This is a genomic window from Paenibacillus sp. UMB7766-LJ446 (assembly GCF_030226665.1).
GTDB classification, from domain to species: Bacteria; Bacillota; Bacilli; order Paenibacillales; family Paenibacillaceae; genus Paenibacillus; species Paenibacillus vandeheii.
The window spans coordinates 44,600-61,299 of the sequence record NZ_JASOYM010000006.1; the positions used below are offsets into that span (position 1 = coordinate 44,600).

The 16,700-nt window shown below is 48.1% G+C and carries 13 protein-coding genes; all 13 read right to left on the reverse strand.

Features of this window, described 5'->3' with window-relative positions; all coding sequences use genetic code 11:
• Nucleotide 1 precedes the first annotated feature (1 nt).
• Complete coding sequence (murB, locus tag QP794_RS16300; RefSeq protein ID WP_094937306.1) at nt 2-907, reverse strand: UDP-N-acetylmuramate dehydrogenase; 906 nt, start codon at nt 905-907, stop codon at nt 2-4.
• Nucleotides 908-1,055: 148 nt separating this feature from the next.
• Entirely contained in the window at nt 1,056-2,165 is a 1,110-nt protein-coding gene (murG, locus tag QP794_RS16305; protein WP_079349614.1) for an undecaprenyldiphospho-muramoylpentapeptide beta-N-acetylglucosaminyltransferase, read from the reverse strand.
• 7 nt (nt 2,166-2,172) lie between these two features.
• The gene (gene spoVE / locus QP794_RS16310; RefSeq protein WP_285078090.1) at nt 2,173-3,270 is read right to left on the reverse strand and encodes a stage V sporulation protein E; all 1,098 of its coding nucleotides are present in this window, start codon (nt 3,268-3,270) and stop codon (nt 2,173-2,175) included.
• A 48-nt stretch (nt 3,271-3,318) separates the two neighbouring features.
• Nucleotides 3,319-4,740 carry a UDP-N-acetylmuramoyl-L-alanine--D-glutamate ligase gene (murD, locus tag QP794_RS16315; protein WP_285078091.1) on the reverse strand — a complete coding sequence of 474 codons (1,422 nt, stop codon included), beginning with the start codon at nt 4,738-4,740 and terminating at the stop codon, nt 3,319-3,321.
• A 3-nt stretch (nt 4,741-4,743) separates the two neighbouring features.
• Nucleotides 4,744-5,712, reverse strand: coding sequence for a phospho-N-acetylmuramoyl-pentapeptide-transferase (mraY, locus tag QP794_RS16320; protein ID WP_024628420.1), 969 nt, complete (start codon nt 5,710-5,712; stop codon nt 4,744-4,746).
• Nucleotides 5,713-5,724: 12 nt separating this feature from the next.
• Nucleotides 5,725-7,137, reverse strand: coding sequence for a UDP-N-acetylmuramoyl-tripeptide--D-alanyl-D-alanine ligase (locus QP794_RS16325; RefSeq protein ID WP_285078308.1), 1,413 nt, complete (start codon nt 7,135-7,137; stop codon nt 5,725-5,727).
• On the reverse strand, nt 7,137-8,624 hold the full coding sequence (locus QP794_RS16330; protein ID WP_285078093.1) for a UDP-N-acetylmuramoyl-L-alanyl-D-glutamate--2,6-diaminopimelate ligase: 1,488 nt from the start codon (nt 8,622-8,624) through the stop codon (nt 7,137-7,139). Before QP794_RS16330 ends, QP794_RS16325 begins: the two co-directional genes overlap by 1 nt.
• A 128-nt stretch (nt 8,625-8,752) precedes the next feature.
• A complete protein-coding gene (locus QP794_RS16335) occupies nt 8,753-10,717 on the reverse strand; it encodes a stage V sporulation protein D (RefSeq protein WP_079349618.1) in 1,965 nt (654 codons plus the stop codon).
• 93 nt (nt 10,718-10,810) lie between these two features.
• On the reverse strand, nt 10,811-13,141 hold the full coding sequence (locus QP794_RS16340; protein WP_285078094.1) for a penicillin-binding transpeptidase domain-containing protein: 2,331 nt from the start codon (nt 13,139-13,141) through the stop codon (nt 10,811-10,813).
• Between the two features lie 133 nt (nt 13,142-13,274).
• Nucleotides 13,275-13,703, reverse strand: a complete 429-nt coding sequence (locus QP794_RS16345; protein ID WP_285078096.1) for a hypothetical protein — start codon at nt 13,701-13,703, stop codon at nt 13,275-13,277.
• Nucleotides 13,704-13,730: 27 nt separating this feature from the next.
• Nucleotides 13,731-14,681 (reverse strand): 16S rRNA (cytosine(1402)-N(4))-methyltransferase RsmH, encoded by a 951-nt coding sequence (gene rsmH / locus QP794_RS16350; protein ID WP_079349621.1) that lies wholly within the window; start codon nt 14,679-14,681, stop codon nt 13,731-13,733.
• Between the two features lie 18 nt (nt 14,682-14,699).
• Nucleotides 14,700-15,137: a division/cell wall cluster transcriptional repressor MraZ gene (mraZ, locus tag QP794_RS16355; RefSeq protein WP_017687291.1), complete on the reverse strand. Its 438-nt coding sequence runs from the start codon at nt 15,135-15,137 to the stop codon at nt 14,700-14,702.
• A gap of 275 nt (nt 15,138-15,412) precedes the next feature.
• Nucleotides 15,413-16,678 carry an adenosylhomocysteinase gene (locus QP794_RS16360; protein WP_285078101.1) on the reverse strand — a complete coding sequence of 422 codons (1,266 nt, stop codon included), beginning with the start codon at nt 16,676-16,678 and terminating at the stop codon, nt 15,413-15,415.
• Between the last annotated feature and the right edge of the window lie 22 nt (nt 16,679-16,700).

Below are 16,700 nucleotides of genomic sequence, written 5' to 3' on the forward strand. Positions count from 1 at the left end.
TTTACCGTTCACCCACTACGAAGACTTCCGGTACCAGGTTAATACCGTTTTGAGATGATATAGTGCTCTGAATCTGCTGCATTAGGGTGATAACGTCCTCTGCTGTTGCTTGGCCTGTATTGACAATGAAATTGGCATGCATGGTGGATACCTGTGCGCCTCCCTGAGTCATACCCTTTAGCCCCGCTGCTTCAATCAGACGGGCGGCATGATCACCAGGTGGATTCCGGAATACACTGCCAGCACACGCCATCTGTAGTGGCTGTGTACGGCGCCTACGGTCTTTGTAAGCTGCCATTGATTCCGAAATGACTTTGCGTTCTCCCTGCTGGAGTGCAAATGTAGCCTCCAGCACGATGCCTCTCCGGTCATGCAGAACAGAGTGGCGATAAGCAAATTCCATGTCCTCCTTGCTGTAACGTACCAATTCCCCTGTCTCCAGTACAATCTCAGCGGATTGAAATATCCGTGACACATCCGATCCATGGGCACCAGCATTCATATATACGGCTCCCCCGACCGTTCCGGGGATGCCGCTGCCAAATTCCAAACCGGTCCACTCTTTTTTTGCAGCAACAACACTGAGTTTAACAAAGGAATGTGCCGCTCCGGCAGTTACCCCGCCCTCGTGAAACTCGGCATAATCAAAGCCTTCTCCCGGTTTCACAACAACTCCGCGAATTCCCTTGTCGGACACCAGCATGTTTGAACCCCGTCCAAGCTGCATCCATGGGATCTGATGCTTGTGCAGTAATTGGATGAGATTAACCATCTGCTCTTTGTTTTCCGGTATGACCAGCGCATCTGCAGGACCGCCGATCTTCCATGTGGTGTATTTGGCTAGCGGCTCGTTTTCAAGAACATTGCCGACATTGTTCTGGGATAGTAGCGATATCCACTGCTGCATATTAACATCCTCCTTTACTTCAAAACCGATGAGCACGGCAGTTTACATTGCTGCTGGCCGTGTTGCGTCGCCATGGAACGATTGTCACGATTTATAGGGTATCTTATGTCAGTCCCGCCGTGTGTGTGACAATCGCCCAAAACGCACTTTAACGCCCTGCAGCAAGACGCCGAATCTCGCTCACAAGTACCTCGGCTGCATCGGGTTTTCCCAGTTTCCTGGAGGCCTCTGCCATCCTTTTGCGCGCCGCTTCGTCATTCATAATTCCAGCAATCGCTTTATACAGCCCCTGGCCTGTCAGATCCTTCTCCAGCATCGTAACCGATGCGCCTCCACCCTCAAGCGTGCGGGCGTTTGCCTCCTGATGATTATTCGTCACGTTAGGTGACGGAATCAGGATGGATGGAATTCCGAGCGATGTGATCTCGGCAAGGAACGAAGCCCCAGCACGATTCACGATCAGCGATGTGCATGCAAGAACTTCGGGCATGTTGTGTACGTAGGGCAGCACATGCAGATGATTCGGCATCGTTCCAAGGGAGCTGCGGATCGCTTCACGCGTTTCGTCAAAATAAGAATCACCTGTTACGTAGACCACGTGCACATCTTCAAGCTTGGCCAGCATCGGTGCCATATCCACCATAGCTTTATTGATTGCCTTCGCACCACGGCTGCCACCAACCACAAGAACTACTCGGCTGTCCATAGGTACACCCAGTGTCGCGAATCCACGATCACGGCTGGCTTGAGCTACCGTGGTAGCCCTTGGATTGCCGGTATACACAACCCTTTTGGCACCAGAGAATGCTTTCTCCGAACCCTCAAAGCTTACTGCGACCGTATCCACATAACGAGTAAGGAACTTGTTGGTTAGTCCGGGAATGGCATTCTGTTCATGGATGACACTCGGAATACCGAGTTTGGCTGCCGCATACACGACAGGCCCACACACGTAGCCCCCCGTACCGATGACAACATCGGGTTTGAATTCCTTGAGCATTTTCTTGGCTTTGCGTACACCTTGCAGAAATCTCATTACCGTCTTCACGTTGTCAAAGGATAATTTCCGGCGAAAACCTGTAATATCAATCGATTGAAATGGAATATTCTCTTGTGGCACCAGTTTGCTTTCCAGTCCACGGGTACCACCGATATATAAAAATGTCGAGTCGGGATTCTCCGCCTCACATTGCCTTGCTATCGCAACGGCCGGATAGATATGTCCACCGGTACCGCCGCCGCTTAGAACGACTCGCATCGTACATTCACCTCGCATAACGGGATAAGTTCAATAATATGCCTAACGCTGTCAACATCAAGGTCAGAGATGAACCGCCATAACTGATGAGTGGGAGTGTAATCCCCGTAACCGGCATAAGCCCGATGACCACACCAATGTTAATAATGACCTGCACAGCGACCATACCCACAATGCCTACGCCCAGAAGGCTGCCAAAAGTATCCGGTATCGTCATCGCTACGCGCATCCCTCTCCACACCAGGACCAGGAACAGCAATAATACAATCATTCCACCAATGAAGCCAAGCTCTTCTGCCAAAATGGAAAAAATAAAATCCGTCTGTGGTTCGGGTACATAACTGTATTTTTGTCGACTCATACCCAGCCCCAAGCCCGCAAGTCCTCCAGGACCGATCGCATATAAAGATTGAATAATCTGATATCCTGCACCAAGTGGATCAGACCACGGGTCCAAAAAAGCCGTTATTCGCTGCAATCTGTACGGAGCTGCCGCAATCAGCCCGGCAAACCCTGCTACACCACCGAGGGCAAGCAGTAATAGATGCTTCATCCGTGCTCCTGCTGTGAAAATAATGAGCATTGAAGCACCCAGCATGACTGTGCCTGTCCCCAAATCGGGCTGAAGCATAATAATACCAAAGGCCAAACCAATCAAGCCGAGCGGTGGCAGAAGCCCCGTCGTGAACGTTTTGATTTTACCAGGCTCCTTGCTTAACCAATGAGCCAGAAACAGGATCATACCCAGTTTCATGAATTCTGAAGGTTGTATGCCGAATGAGCCAATGCCCAACCAGCTTCGAGCTCCTCCGCGAACCACTCCGATGCCAGGAATCAGCACCGCAATCAGCATTATAAAGCAGGCAATCAATATCGGCTTTGCATACTTTCTCCAGACCCGGTAGTCCACATTTGCCGTAACAAACATGGCAGCAAGTCCAAGTCCGGCGAACAACAGCTGTCTTTTGACAAAGTAAAATGAATCACCGTAGTCATGAAAAGCAAGCACCGAGCCCGCACTGTATACCATAATAATGCCGATGGCAAGCAATGCCAGAATACAAATTAGGAGCCAGAAATCCGGCGCCGGTCGCGTCTGTTTCATCAGGAGGCCACCCCTTGCATGGAAGTAGGGGCTTTTCCACCCCCCTACTTACAAGTTATGCGCCGCCTCTTTAAAAATGCGTCCCCGCTCTTCATAGGAAGCAAACATGTCCCAGCTTGCACACGCCGGTGATAACAAGACAACATCACCTGGAGCTGCAAACTGTGAAGCTTCCTGCACGGCAGCGGTTAACGTCCGGGCAGCGTCCTCCTCATTATCGACGACCTTAATTTGCTTTAATCCCGCCAGTTCCGCGACTTTGGCAATTTTCGCTCTTGTCTCTCCTAGAGCAACCACAGCTTTTACACGCTCCTGGAACAAGGGCAGCAGTTCCATCATGTCTGAACCACGATCCAGTCCTCCGGCAATGAGCACAACCGGTTCCTTGAATGAGTTCAGCGCCATTACAGTTGCCTTGGAATTGGTTGCTTTAGAATTGTTGTAATATTTGGCTCCATCATGTTCTAGTACATACTCAAGACGGTGTTCAACCCCCTTGAAATCAGCCAGAGGCGCAGCAAGCACAGACGGGTCGGCTCCAGCGGTCACAGCAATAGCTACTGCTGCCAATGCATTTCCCACATTGAATCGTCCTGGGAGTCCAATGTCTTCCACATCAATAATGATATGATGGTTTCCCTGACCGTCTGCATAGATCACCTGGCGCTTCACGTCATCCTCTTCCTCATCCACGTATGGAGGATCAGCATATACCCCTGCTTCAAGCTTCTCTGTCAGGGAGAATGGGAGCAGTCTTGCTTTGATATAAGGAACCAGTCCACGGCATACTGGATCATCCCAGTTCAGGATAGCTACATCCTCCGGTTGCTGGTTGGAGAATAATTTGGATTTGGAAGCCACATAATCATCCATGTCCCCATGGTAATCCAAATGAGTCTCCGCTACGTTTAGCAGACTGGCAATGCGCGGACGGAAATCGGATGTGCCTTTCAGTTGGAAACTGCTAAGCTCCACCACCATCCAGTTATCCGAAGAAGCCTGCTCTGCTGCCTCACACAATGGTGTTCCAATATTACCGGCAACGATCGGTTTCAAGCCGGCATGCTCCAACATGTTGCCTACCCACGTTGTTGTAGTCGTTTTCCCATTAGACCCAGTGATTCCGATCATAGGTGCAGCGCATAGATGATATGCCACTTCCACCTCAGTCACCACTTCAATGCCTAAGGCAAGTGCCTGCTGCACAGGAGGCGCCTGGTAAGGAATACCCGGATTTTTGACCACAAGCTTCACATCACTGTGAATCAGATCGTCCGGATGTCCCCCGCATACAACAGAAATTCCCAAAGCCTCCAATTCGGATGCTTCGGGACACTGTTCTCTCTCTTTTTTATCATTGACTGTAACTATTGCGCCGGCACGATCCAGCACTTTGGCGACCTGCACGCCGCTCTTGGCCAGTCCAAGCACGACGATTTGTTGCCCACGATATGTTTCCGGATGATTCATTGTTTACAACCCCTTGTTGAGATAAAGTCCAAGAGCGGCCAAAATGGCACCTACCGCCCAAAAAGTGATGACAACTCGCCATTCCGACCAGCCACTCAGTTCAAAGTGATGATGAATCGGACTCATTTTGAATACGCGTTTGCCACGAGTTTTGAAGGATACCACTTGGATAATAACAGACAGGATTTCGATGACGAAAATACCGCCAATGATGACAAAGAGAAGTTCTGTCTTCGTTACAATCGCAACGGCACCGATCGCACCACCAATTCCAAGTGATCCCGTATCTCCCATAAACACTTTGGCCGGGTGTGCGTTATATACCAGGAAGCCTAGTACCGCACCAATCATCGCCGCCGCACATACCGCTGCCGGCATAGATGTTGCCTGCATCGCCACAATGGCAAATGCCCCAAAGGCGATGGCACTCACGCCGGACAACAAGCCGTCCAGACCATCGGTAAAGTTGACTGCATTCGTGATGGCAAGCATCATAAATACGACAAACGGATAGTAGAACCATCCCGTCCAGTCGAAGGAGAAGGATGTACCTGGAATCGATATGGCTGTGCTGTGGCCATTCTGAATCAGCAAGTAGCACATCACGGCACTGAAAAATAACTGACCAATCATCTTTTGTTTAGCCGTCAGCCCCAGTGAACGTTTGAATACAATCTTGATGTAATCATCCAGGAATCCGATCAGACCGAAACCGAGTGTAGCTACAAGCAGGACATAAAAGTCCGTATTTTTGACCGCTGAAAATTTCAAAAAGGCCAATGTGAACGCGAGTAAAATAACAACTCCGCCCATTGTAGGTGTTCCACTCTTTTTCAGATGGCTCTGTGGCCCATCTTCCCGAACCTGCTGTCCGAATTTCATTCGACGCAGCAATGGAATCAAGAGCGGTGCGGCGATCACCGCCAAAATAAATGAAACACCGATTGTTAACAGTAATACCTGAAAATCCATGGGTTCACCCCTCTAGTCTACTCTATTCTGTAATGGAGCTATTTTTAGCGCTTCGACCACATCTTCCAGCTTCATGCCCCGGGAGGCCTTAAACAAGACAACGTCTCTAGAATGAAGATTCTCCACCAGATAATGAGTCAATTCTTCCTTGCTCTCAAAAGCGTGCACGGCTTCCGCTGGCATGTTTTGTCTTGCCCCTTCTGCAATACTCGCTGATAATGGGCCATAAGCAAGCACCATATTCATTTTATCGGGTGTGATGTATTCACCGATTCCCCGATGGAGCTCATGCTCCTGAGGCCCCAGCTCAAGCATGTCACCAAGCACGGCTACTTTGATCCGATACCCCTTAAGGCTCTCCAGCACATCCACAGCTGCTTTCATGGAAGTCGGACTGGCGTTGTAAGCATCATTGAGCATGGTCAAACCACTGACACCGTTAATAATCTCGATTCGCATGCCGGTTAATTTCAGACGTGACAGTCCTGCCACAATCTGCTCAGCGGCCACTCCGAAATGACGGGCAACCGCTAATGCAGCAAGACAGTTGACCACATTATGTGTCCCCAGTAATGGCATTGTAAGAGCAACTTCTCCAGACTGCTTGGTTGTAAAAGCGACCCCGCTCTGCGCATTCATGATTCCGGTAGGATAATCATCATTATCTGCCTGCAAGCCGAATGTATACCGCTGGAGCCCTTCAGGGAGCTTAGTGGCTGGCTCTGCCAGAACCTGCTCAATCAACGGTTCGTCTCCGTTATAGATCAGTAGCCCACCTGGTTTCATGCCAGCCGCAATTTCAACTTTGGCCCGAGCAATCTCCAATCGAGATCCCAGTTGAAGCAGATGGGATTCACCAATATTCGTGATGATCGCGACATCAGGCTGGGCGATTACAGATAACTCTTCGATCTCTCCTCGGCCACTCATGCCCATCTCCAGAATGACGATCTCCGTATCCGGCTCCATGCTTAGCACAGTGAGCGGGAGACCTATGTGGTTATTGAAGTTGCCTTGGGTCTTATGCACTTTGAATGTGGTAGACAGAATGGCATCCACGATGTCCTTTGTTGTTGTTTTACCGTTGCTGCCAGTAATGCCTACAACGGAGGCCTTGTTTTCTTTTAAATAGGAGGTCGCAAGCTCCTGCAATGCAACAAGGGTATCCTCCACAATAATTACAGCACCTTGAGGTGCAGTTCCATGATCCTTTTGCCATAATGTCCCGGCAGCGCCCTTCTCTAAACAGGTTTGCACAAATTCATGTCCGTCAAACCTTTCGCCAACTAGCGGGATAAAGAGACTGCCTGGAACGGGCTTACGCGAATCTGTAAATACACCTTCAACACCAACATTACCATAAGCAGCAATGTCAGTTAGTGTTCCTCCACACATCTCGGCCAATTGTGCCAATGTTCTTTTTATCAATTGGATTTGCCCCTTATCGCTTCTTTCGCTATGATCCGATCATCAAAGTCCGTTTTAGTTGTGCCGATAATCTGATAGGTTTCATGCCCCTTGCCCGCAATCAATACTACATCGGCAGGGCTTGCCATTTCAATAGCTTCATGAATCGCCTGGCGCCGATCCACAATCATGGTGTAACGGTCAGGTTCAATGGCGTCTTCAATCAGGCCCTGTTCAATATCCTTGAGAATCAGATCGGGATCTTCTGTCCGCGGATTGTCGGAAGTGACAAATACAATATCACTATACTTTGCTGCAATTTTGCCCATTAGAGGTCGCTTCGTACGATCTCGGTCACCACCGCAGCCAAATACACAGATCACACGTCCTTCAGCAAATTCCTTCACCGTCCGCAATACGTTCTCCAGGCCATCTGGGGTATGCGCATAGTCAACAATGACAGCAAACGGCTGTCCTTCGTCAACAGCCTCAACACGTCCATCTACGCCAGGAACTGTCTCCAAGCTACGTTTGATCTCCTCCAGCGGAATGTCCTCAACCAGAGCAGCAGCGATGGCAGCCATTGCGTTGTACACATTGAATTTACCTACCATGCGTAAACGAATATCGGTGCTGCCTCTGAATGTGTCTACATGGAAAGAGGTACCCTGCGAAGTAATTGAAATTTGGGATGCGCGTACATCCGCATTGTCCTCCATGCCGTATGTAATCACTTCAGCTGCCGTTACAGATATAAAATAGTCTGCAGCGGGATCATCTGCGTTGATCACTGCAAATTTGCGCTTGGAAGCATCCGCAGTATATCCGTTACCCAACCTTGCAAAGAACAATCCTTTGGCTCCGCGATATTCTTCCATGGAATGATGATAATCCAGATGATCCTGCGTCAGGTTGGTAAATACAGCCGTACGGAATTCCGTCCCTTTTACTCGACCTTGCTCCAAAGCGTGGGAGGAAACCTCCATTACACAACAGTCCGTGCCCGCTTGCACCATATCATTCAGACTGCGCTGCAAATCAAGTGCTTCCGGTGTAGTGCCTGACATCGGGTACGTACGCCCGTCATAACGCATTTGAATTGTCCCGATTAATCCTGTTTTTTGGCCAAAATCACTCATGATTTTTTCAATTAAATAGGTAGTCGTTGTTTTCCCGTTGGTTCCCGTTACACCAATCATATTCATCTTGCGGCTAGGTGAGTCAAAAAAGGAATCTGCCAGTACAGCCATAGCGAAACGGCTGTCTTTTACAAGCAGCTGCGGTACAGGCAGATCCAGCTCTCGTTCCACAACCAGAGCGACAGCTCCAGCGTTTACGGCCTTCTCGGCATAATCATGTCCGTCAACCGTATGCCCCGGAAGACAGATAAACAGATCTCCCGGTTGTACCTGGCGAGAATCTGTCTGTAGGTTTTGACATTCTGTATTTGGTTCGCCAATGATACCGGCGGTTGTCAGCATTGATAAAAGTTGTTTTAAAAGCACATGAATAACCTCACTTTTTCCAAGTTTACTTCAATTTCAACAGTTCTGTATTCATTACTATCGTCAACACAGCCAATTAATGAAACGCAACTCCGTGCATTTTGTTGCGGTGGAGATCAAGAGCCCGATCAGGGCTCTTGTCCTTCCTCCTTGGTATGGTCATGGATATCATTCAGTACATCACCCATATAGATGCGTATGGTAGAACCCTGATCAACCCGTGCTCCTGGCTTCGGAGCCTGGTTAATGACATATTTTCCACTGCCGGATTTGGCCAGCATAAAATTCATATTCAGGTCCTCATACAAGTCTTCGACCGTAGCTCCTGTCAGATCGGGAACCGTCACGATTTTCGTTTCTCCATACTTGTATTCTTTGGCTACCTGATCCTTCCGAACAGGAACATTCATATAATGCAATGCATCCTCGAGAATGTTCTGTACGATCGGTGCGGCAACCACACCGCCGAACTGAATCCCTTTCGGGTTATCCACCGCAGTATAAACAACAATCTGCGGATCATCTGCCGGAGCAAAACCGATAAAGGATACAATATGCTCGGTAGAGGAATAACGTCCATTAATTACTTTCTGGGCTGTACCCGTTTTGCCGCCAACCCGGTATCCATCAATAAACGCCGGACGTCCCGTACCCTTGGCAACTACACTCTCTAGCGCTTCACGCACTTGCTTGGACGTATCTTCCGAGATGACTTGACGAACCAGTTCCGGCTTGGCCTCTTCCATCACTTCACCCGTTTCCGGATGAACCCATGCCTTTGTAACATAAGGCTTGTATAGTTTACCACCATTAATGGCTGCTGACACAGCCGCTACTTGCTGAATCGGTGTAACGGAAACGCCTTGACCAAAAGCAGTTGTTGCAAGCTCAACAGGTCCGACCCGTGACAATTTGAACAGAATCCCGCTGGCTTCACCGCTTAAATCGATGCCTGTTTTGGTCCCGAATCCAAAGTCTTTGATATAGGAGAATAGCGATTCTTTACCCAGTCTCTGACCCAGTGCAACAAATCCAGGGTTACAGGAGTTCTCCACGACTTGGAGGAAGGTTTGACTTCCATGGCCACCCTTTTTCCAGCAACGCAGGCGAGCGCCTCCAACTTCAACAAATCCGGGATCATAGAACTGATCCTGCGTCAGATTTACTTTCTTCTCTTCAAGTGCTGCTGCGAGCGTAATAATCTTAAACGTAGAACCGGGTTCGTACGTCATCCAGATTGGTAAGTTCCGGTTGTATACATCGGCCGGATATTGCTGATAATCCGCTGGTTCATATCCGGGTCTACTGGCCATGCCAAGGATTTCACCCGTTTTGGGGTTCATTGCAATGGCAAGCGCCGAGTTGGCCTGGAACTTGACCATAGCCTGATCCAGCTCACGTTCCATGATGGACTGAATCGATTTATCAATAGTCAGCTTCAGGTTCAGACCGTCCTTCGGTTCCACATACTTCTCAGATGAGCCCGGCATTAGCCTTCCGGCCGCATCGGACAAGTAGGACACACTGCCATTTAGACCGTTCAGCTTATCATCATATCTTTTCTCTACACCCGTTAAGCCCTGATTATCAATGCCCGTAAAACCGAGAATATGAGCCGCCAAATCATCATAAGGATAAAAGCGTTTATTATCCTCAGCAACAACGATACCCGGAAGCTTCAAATCACGGATGTGCTGAGCTTTCTCCATCGTAATTTTGCGGCCACCGGGTTGTAGTCTTACAATCAGTTCTCTTTTTTTGATGGTTGCCAGCACTTTCTCTTCGGTCATCCCCAGCAAAGGAGCGAGTGCTCTTGCTGTTGTCTCTGCTTCCTTCACCTGGGCAGGAATCGCCATAATGGTCGGTGTAGTTATATTGTAGGCAAGAGAGGTTCCGTTTCGATCCAGGATCTCTCCCCTTTTGGCTGAATAAGGAATATTCCGCCGCCAAGACTCCTCCGCTTTCGCGGATAGTTCCGGTCCTTTTCCCAACTGTACATAAGCAAGCCTGATCACCAAGGCTGAGAATAACAGAACTAAAATCACTAAACTCCATAACAGCCTGCGCCGCAGATTTACGCTTGACCCCTTCACGAAAAGATCCCCCCACTCGTCCCAAAATCATGATTGTGTTCCATTCATGAATATTCAGGACAACCGGGGGTTAGAACAAGCTGTCAGTGATCTCTATGGGAGCGAACCCTCGTCCGATGTGTTGGCAGACGATTTTGTCTCATTTGAAGGTGGTTTTGTAGTATCCGTTTTGCCCGTTTCTTCGGTGTTCTCCGTACCATTAGCTGCTCCCTGATTGTTAGTCTCGTTACCTAATGCTGGATCAGAAGACTCGGGGGCTTCATCTGCTATACCGGTAACTGCCGCTTTGGCCGTCTGCAGCGAAAGCTCAACCGTTCTCTGTTCGCCTGATACCTGCTCCGTTTGTTTCACGACATACCCTTCGCCTTTAACGGTTACCCCCACTTTCATAAGAGAAAGCACTTCAAGGGCATCCCGGAGAGATTCGCCAGTCAGATCAGGAATCTTCATTTTGCTGCTCTCTTCGGTTAGCAGGTAGATTCGCTGGCCAGGATTCATGGCTGCACCCGCCACAGGATACTGGCGAATGACATTTTCACCTTGACCAAGCGTCTCATAGGCAATTCCTGCGTTCAATAATTGGCTTCTCGCCTGCTTGGCTGTTTTACCCGACAGATCAGGAGCTTTAGCTTGAACGACCGGAGTTGTTTTTGACTTTTTGTCAGTGGTCTTCACCGTGTCTTTGGGAACTCCCATATACTGAAGAGTCTGGCTTACAATCTTCTTGAATACCGGAGCTGCTGCAGTCCCTCCGCCAATATTGGATCCATCAGGCTGGTCAATCACAATCAACATCGCGATTTTGGGATTATTAACGGGTGCAAATCCGATAAAAGAAACGACATCCTTCGATTTGCTGTATGTCCCGTTCACAACTTTTCTTGCTGTACCCGTTTTACCAGCCACGCGATAACCTTCAATGTATGCATTACGCCCTGTACCAATTGTTTGGTCTGCTACTACCTGTTCCAGATACCCGCTCACCAGTTTGGAAGACTCCTTGGAAATAACCTGACGAACAACCTTCGGCTTGATTACTTCTGATGTACCGTCATTCGGGTTAATTATTTCTTTCACCAGATGCGGTTCCATGAGTTTGCCACCGTTGGCAATGGCCGAAACGGCTGCTACCTGCTGGATTGGCGTTACCTGTACAAGACCATGACCATATGCTGCTGTGGCAATTTCTGATTTATAAACCAGCGGCTTGATTGGTGAGGCTGATTCACTCGGCAGATCAATGCCCGTCTTTTTACCAAAACCGAATTGGTCTATGTAATGACGCAACCGTTCACCACCAAGCATGTTATAACCCAGATTAACAAACGCAATGTTACTTGAACGTTTGACACCTTCCAAGTAGGAAATTCGGCCATAGGCGTGACCGTTATCACTGATTGGATAGCCACCGATGTATACCCGTTTGGATTCAAATGTCGCATTTGGATCAAACAGCTTCTCTTCAACAGCACCCGCCAGAGTAACAATTTTAAAAGTAGACCCTGGTTCATAGATGGATTGTATCGCATGGTTAATAAAGTTTTTCTGATCCGGCGTTTCCCCATACGTATTAGGATTAAAGGTCGGCCAATTGGCCATACCTAAGATTTCCATGGTGTTAGGATCTGCTGCGATGACAGTCATGCTCAGTGGATTGTACTGGGCTACCGCTTCTTTCATCGCTTCTTCGATGTAGTACTGAATGGTATCATCGATCGTCAGCTTTAGATTGTTTCCGTTCTGCGGAGGAAGATAATTATCCTGGGAGTCAGGAAGCTTAATACCTTTGGCATCCTTCTGATAGTTCAGATAACCATCTGTACCTGTAAGCTGTTCATCATACGAAACCTCAAGTCCATTAACAGCCTTGCCATCACGGCTCATGTATCCCAGTAGATGAGAGGCGAGCGTTTCCTCGGGATAATATCGCTTCGACTCCTGTGTCATGACAATCGCGTTTTTAGCCTTGTAGTCATCCTGCAGTTTTTCACGAAATGCATCTACTTTAGCAGCCAATTCAGGGCTGATTTTATACCCTTCACTGCGAACTTCACGTTGCTTGTAGAACTTTCCATCCTTATCTTTGGCTGTTACAAGTGTACGCATTTCGCTCTCGTTTTTCCCCAACAAACTAGACAATTCTTTAATAACCACATCTTCAATCCCGAACTCGTTAATCAGAGCCGGATTCACAGACACCGTGTAAGCAGGTGCATCTGTCGCCAGAATGTTGCCATTGCGGTCTGTAATTGTCCCGCGACTTGCCTTGATGGTTTGTTCGCGTTCGACCAAACCAGCCGCTCGCTCCTGCCAAATACCGCCATTAACAACCTGAATAAAAAAAATGCGGGTTATTAATACAAGAAAAAAGAGGGTAATACATCCCCCTATAATCAGCGTGCGCATCTTTATTCTTTTTACCATCGGTACACCTCTTTTACTTCAGCATTTTGTATATTTCAATTCCATCTCACTCCCAAGTGCAAGATGTTGACGAACAGGAGCATTTCGATCTCATCTTGCTTGGAAGTCTCGTTATGGATTGATACAAAATGTTCTAGTTATTTGCTGTATCCGAAGACGATTCTGTACCTGCCGAATTCGTTGTACTCGTTGAACGAGGTACAAAAATGACATCCTTGCCGGAAGCCTCAACATAACCAAGTTTGCGAGCATTCTCGATGACCAGATTGTTCAGTCTTTCTTTTTCCACTTGCAGATCTGCAATGGTTTTCTCTGCTTCTCTCACCTTAGACAATGTCGTCTGTGCCTGCTTATTCAGATCATAGATGTGAGCATAACGCGACATCATTACGCCACCCACAACAATGACTGCAAGCAAAGTGATCAGATACAAAAATTTCTCGCGTGCCGGAAGACCGGTACGACGGGTCACCACTTTGGTGGTTTCCTTGTACCGCTGCTGGGTCACACGTTCTTGGGACGCTTTTTCTTTCATTGCTAGATTACCACGTGTATATGCCATACTCCGACTCTCTCCTCCGCTCTTGGTTTACAGTTTCTCGGCTACGCGCAGCTTCGCTGAACGAGCACGGGAGTTTTCGGCCAGTTCCGTTTCCGTTGGAATCAGCGGTTTTCTGTTCACTAAACGCATGACACCCTTACCACCGCAAACACACAACGGGAAATCGGGAGGGCATGTACATTTCTCCAGATAACTGCTAAAAATCTGTTTGCAAATCCGGTCCTCAAGTGAGTGAAAAGTAATAACAGATACACGTCCGCCTGGTGCCAAGCACCGAACGGCCTGATGTAACCCCTCTTCGAACGCGCCCAGCTCATCATTTACCGCAATTCGCAATGCCTGAAAGCTGCGTTTCGCTGGATGTCCTCCGGTTCGACGAGCCGCGGCCGGAATGCCTTCTTTGATCAATTCCACCAGTTCACCAGTAGTCTCAATCGGGGATTTCTTTCGCTTTTCAACAATGACACGAGCAATTCTTCTAGAGAATTTCTCTTCACCATAGCGGTACAAGATGCGGGCAATCTCCTCTTCCGGCCATTCATTAACAATCTCTTTGGCGGTAAGGGATGCATCCTGATCCATACGCATATCCAACGGAGCATCGTGATTGTAGCTAAATCCACGTTCTCCTTCGTCGAATTGCGGTGATGATACCCCCAAATCGTACAAAATACCGTCTACTTGCGGCACGCCATCTTTCATCGGTACTTCCAGATCTTTCAGAACCTGTTCCAGATCACGAAAATTGGTTTTGACCAATGTAATCTGCTCTCCATACGGAGCCAATTTTTCACGCGCGTTATCCAAAGCCCAATCATCCTGATCCAGTGCGATCAGACGCCCCCCTGGACCGAGCTTGGATGCAATAACGGAGCTGTGTCCGCCACCGCCTAAAGTGCAGTCCACGTATATACCGTCCTGCTTGATGTTTAAACCCTCTGTTGCCTCTTCTTTGAGTACGGTTATGTGGTGAAACAACCTGCACCCCTCCTGACTTTATAGATCAAAATTAAAATCGACCAGCTTTTCGGCAATGTCGTTGAATGCTTCTTCGGATTGATTGAAATAACTCTCCCATATGCCTTTGCTCCAAATCTCCACCCGGTTCGACACGCCAAGAACAACGCAATCCTTGTCCAGCTTGGCATACTCTCTAAGATTGCCCGGCAAATTTACCCTGCCCTGTTTATCCAATTCACATTCGGTGGCACCCGAGAAAAAAAACCGGGTAAACGCACGTGCATCAGATTTCATCAATGGCAGTGCTTTGAGCTTCTGTTCCATGACCCCCCACTCCTCCATGGGGTACACGAAAAGACACTGGTCCAAACCCCGTGTGACAACGAAAGACGGTCCCAGAGATTCGCGGAATTTAGCCGGAATAATGACCCGACCCTTATCATCAATGCTATGTTGGAACTCCCCCATAAACATTGGCCCACTCACTCCTCACCCGTTTCTCCCACTTTGCCCCACTTTCCACCACCTAAGCATAATAGATTCGCACAAAAAAATCAAAACCCTTCTTGCTTGCTTTACTTTTTTTAATTTAGTAATCGCAAAAAAACGTCTTTGATCCTGTCACTCAGGATCAAAGACGTTTCCCGTTTACGGGCAATTGCACGTACACCCGCATATGAGCCGTATCATTAATAAACCATTTTAAACCCTTTGAAGCACTTAATCAGCTTGTAATTATTGGATGCCTCTTAAAAATTCCAGCTGTCCAGATATTTTTCCTGATCGGCTGACAGGGAGTCGATGGCAATATTCAAGCTTTCCAGTTTGTAGCTGGCAACCTGTTGGTCAATGTCATAAGGTACGTTAACAACGTTTTTACCTAGTTCTGCATAGTTCTCGCTCACATAACGTAGACCCAGTGCTTGCAATGCAAACGTTGTATCCATAATCTCGGCTGGGTGTCCGTCGGCTGCACCCAGGTTTACGAGACGTCCTTCAGCCAGCAAATACATTTTACGGCCATCTTTGAAGCGATATTCTTCAATGTTGCGGCGTACGGTACGAATCGATTCGGAACGTTTAGCAAGTTCAGGTTTGTTCACTTCCACGTCAAAGTGACCCGCATTACTCAGGATTGCTCCATCCTTCATCACATCATAATGCTCTCCAGTAATCACATCTTTATTGCCGGTTACAGCAATGAAGAAATCACCCAATTTTGCAGCTTCCACCATCGTCATCACACGGAATCCGTCCATATGTGCTTCTACGGCTTTAATGGGATCAATTTCAGTTACGATTACACTGGCTCCTAATCCTTTAGCACGCATCGCTACACCTTTACCACACCATCCGTAACCGGCTACAACTACGTTCTTTCCTGCAACAACCAAATTGGTTGTACGGATAATACCATCGAATGCAGACTGACCTGTACCGTAACGGTTATCAAACAGGTATTTGCAATAAGCGTCATTGACTGCAACCATCGGGAAGCGCAATTGTCCTTCTTTCGCCAAAGCTTTCAGACGAATGATGCCCGTTGTCGTTTCCTCTGCTCCGCCACGAATGGTGGCAGCAAGATCAGGACGTTCGGATGCAATAATGGTGGCAAAGTCGCCGCCATCATCAATGATCAGATCAGGTTTCACTTCAAGTGCCCGGAGTTGCAATTCCTTGAACTCTACAGGGTCCGGATTATGTTTGGCATAAACGGTAACGCCGTCTTCGACCAGAGCGGCACAAACATCGTCCTGTGTTGATAATGGGTTGCTGTGTGTAATCGTTACTTCTGCACCACCCGCTTGAATGACTTTCGCCAGATAAGCTGTTTTGGCCTCAAGATGAAGGCAAATGGCTACTTTCAAACCTTTAAACGGAAGATCCTGTTCAAATTGAGAACGAATGCGGTTCAACACCGGCATATGCGCTTCTACCCAATCAATTTTCAGATGACCTTCCGAAGCGAGTCCCATATCCTTAACGATACTGTTTTGCAATGCAGGGGTAGCCATTCCTCATCCTCCTCGATTATAA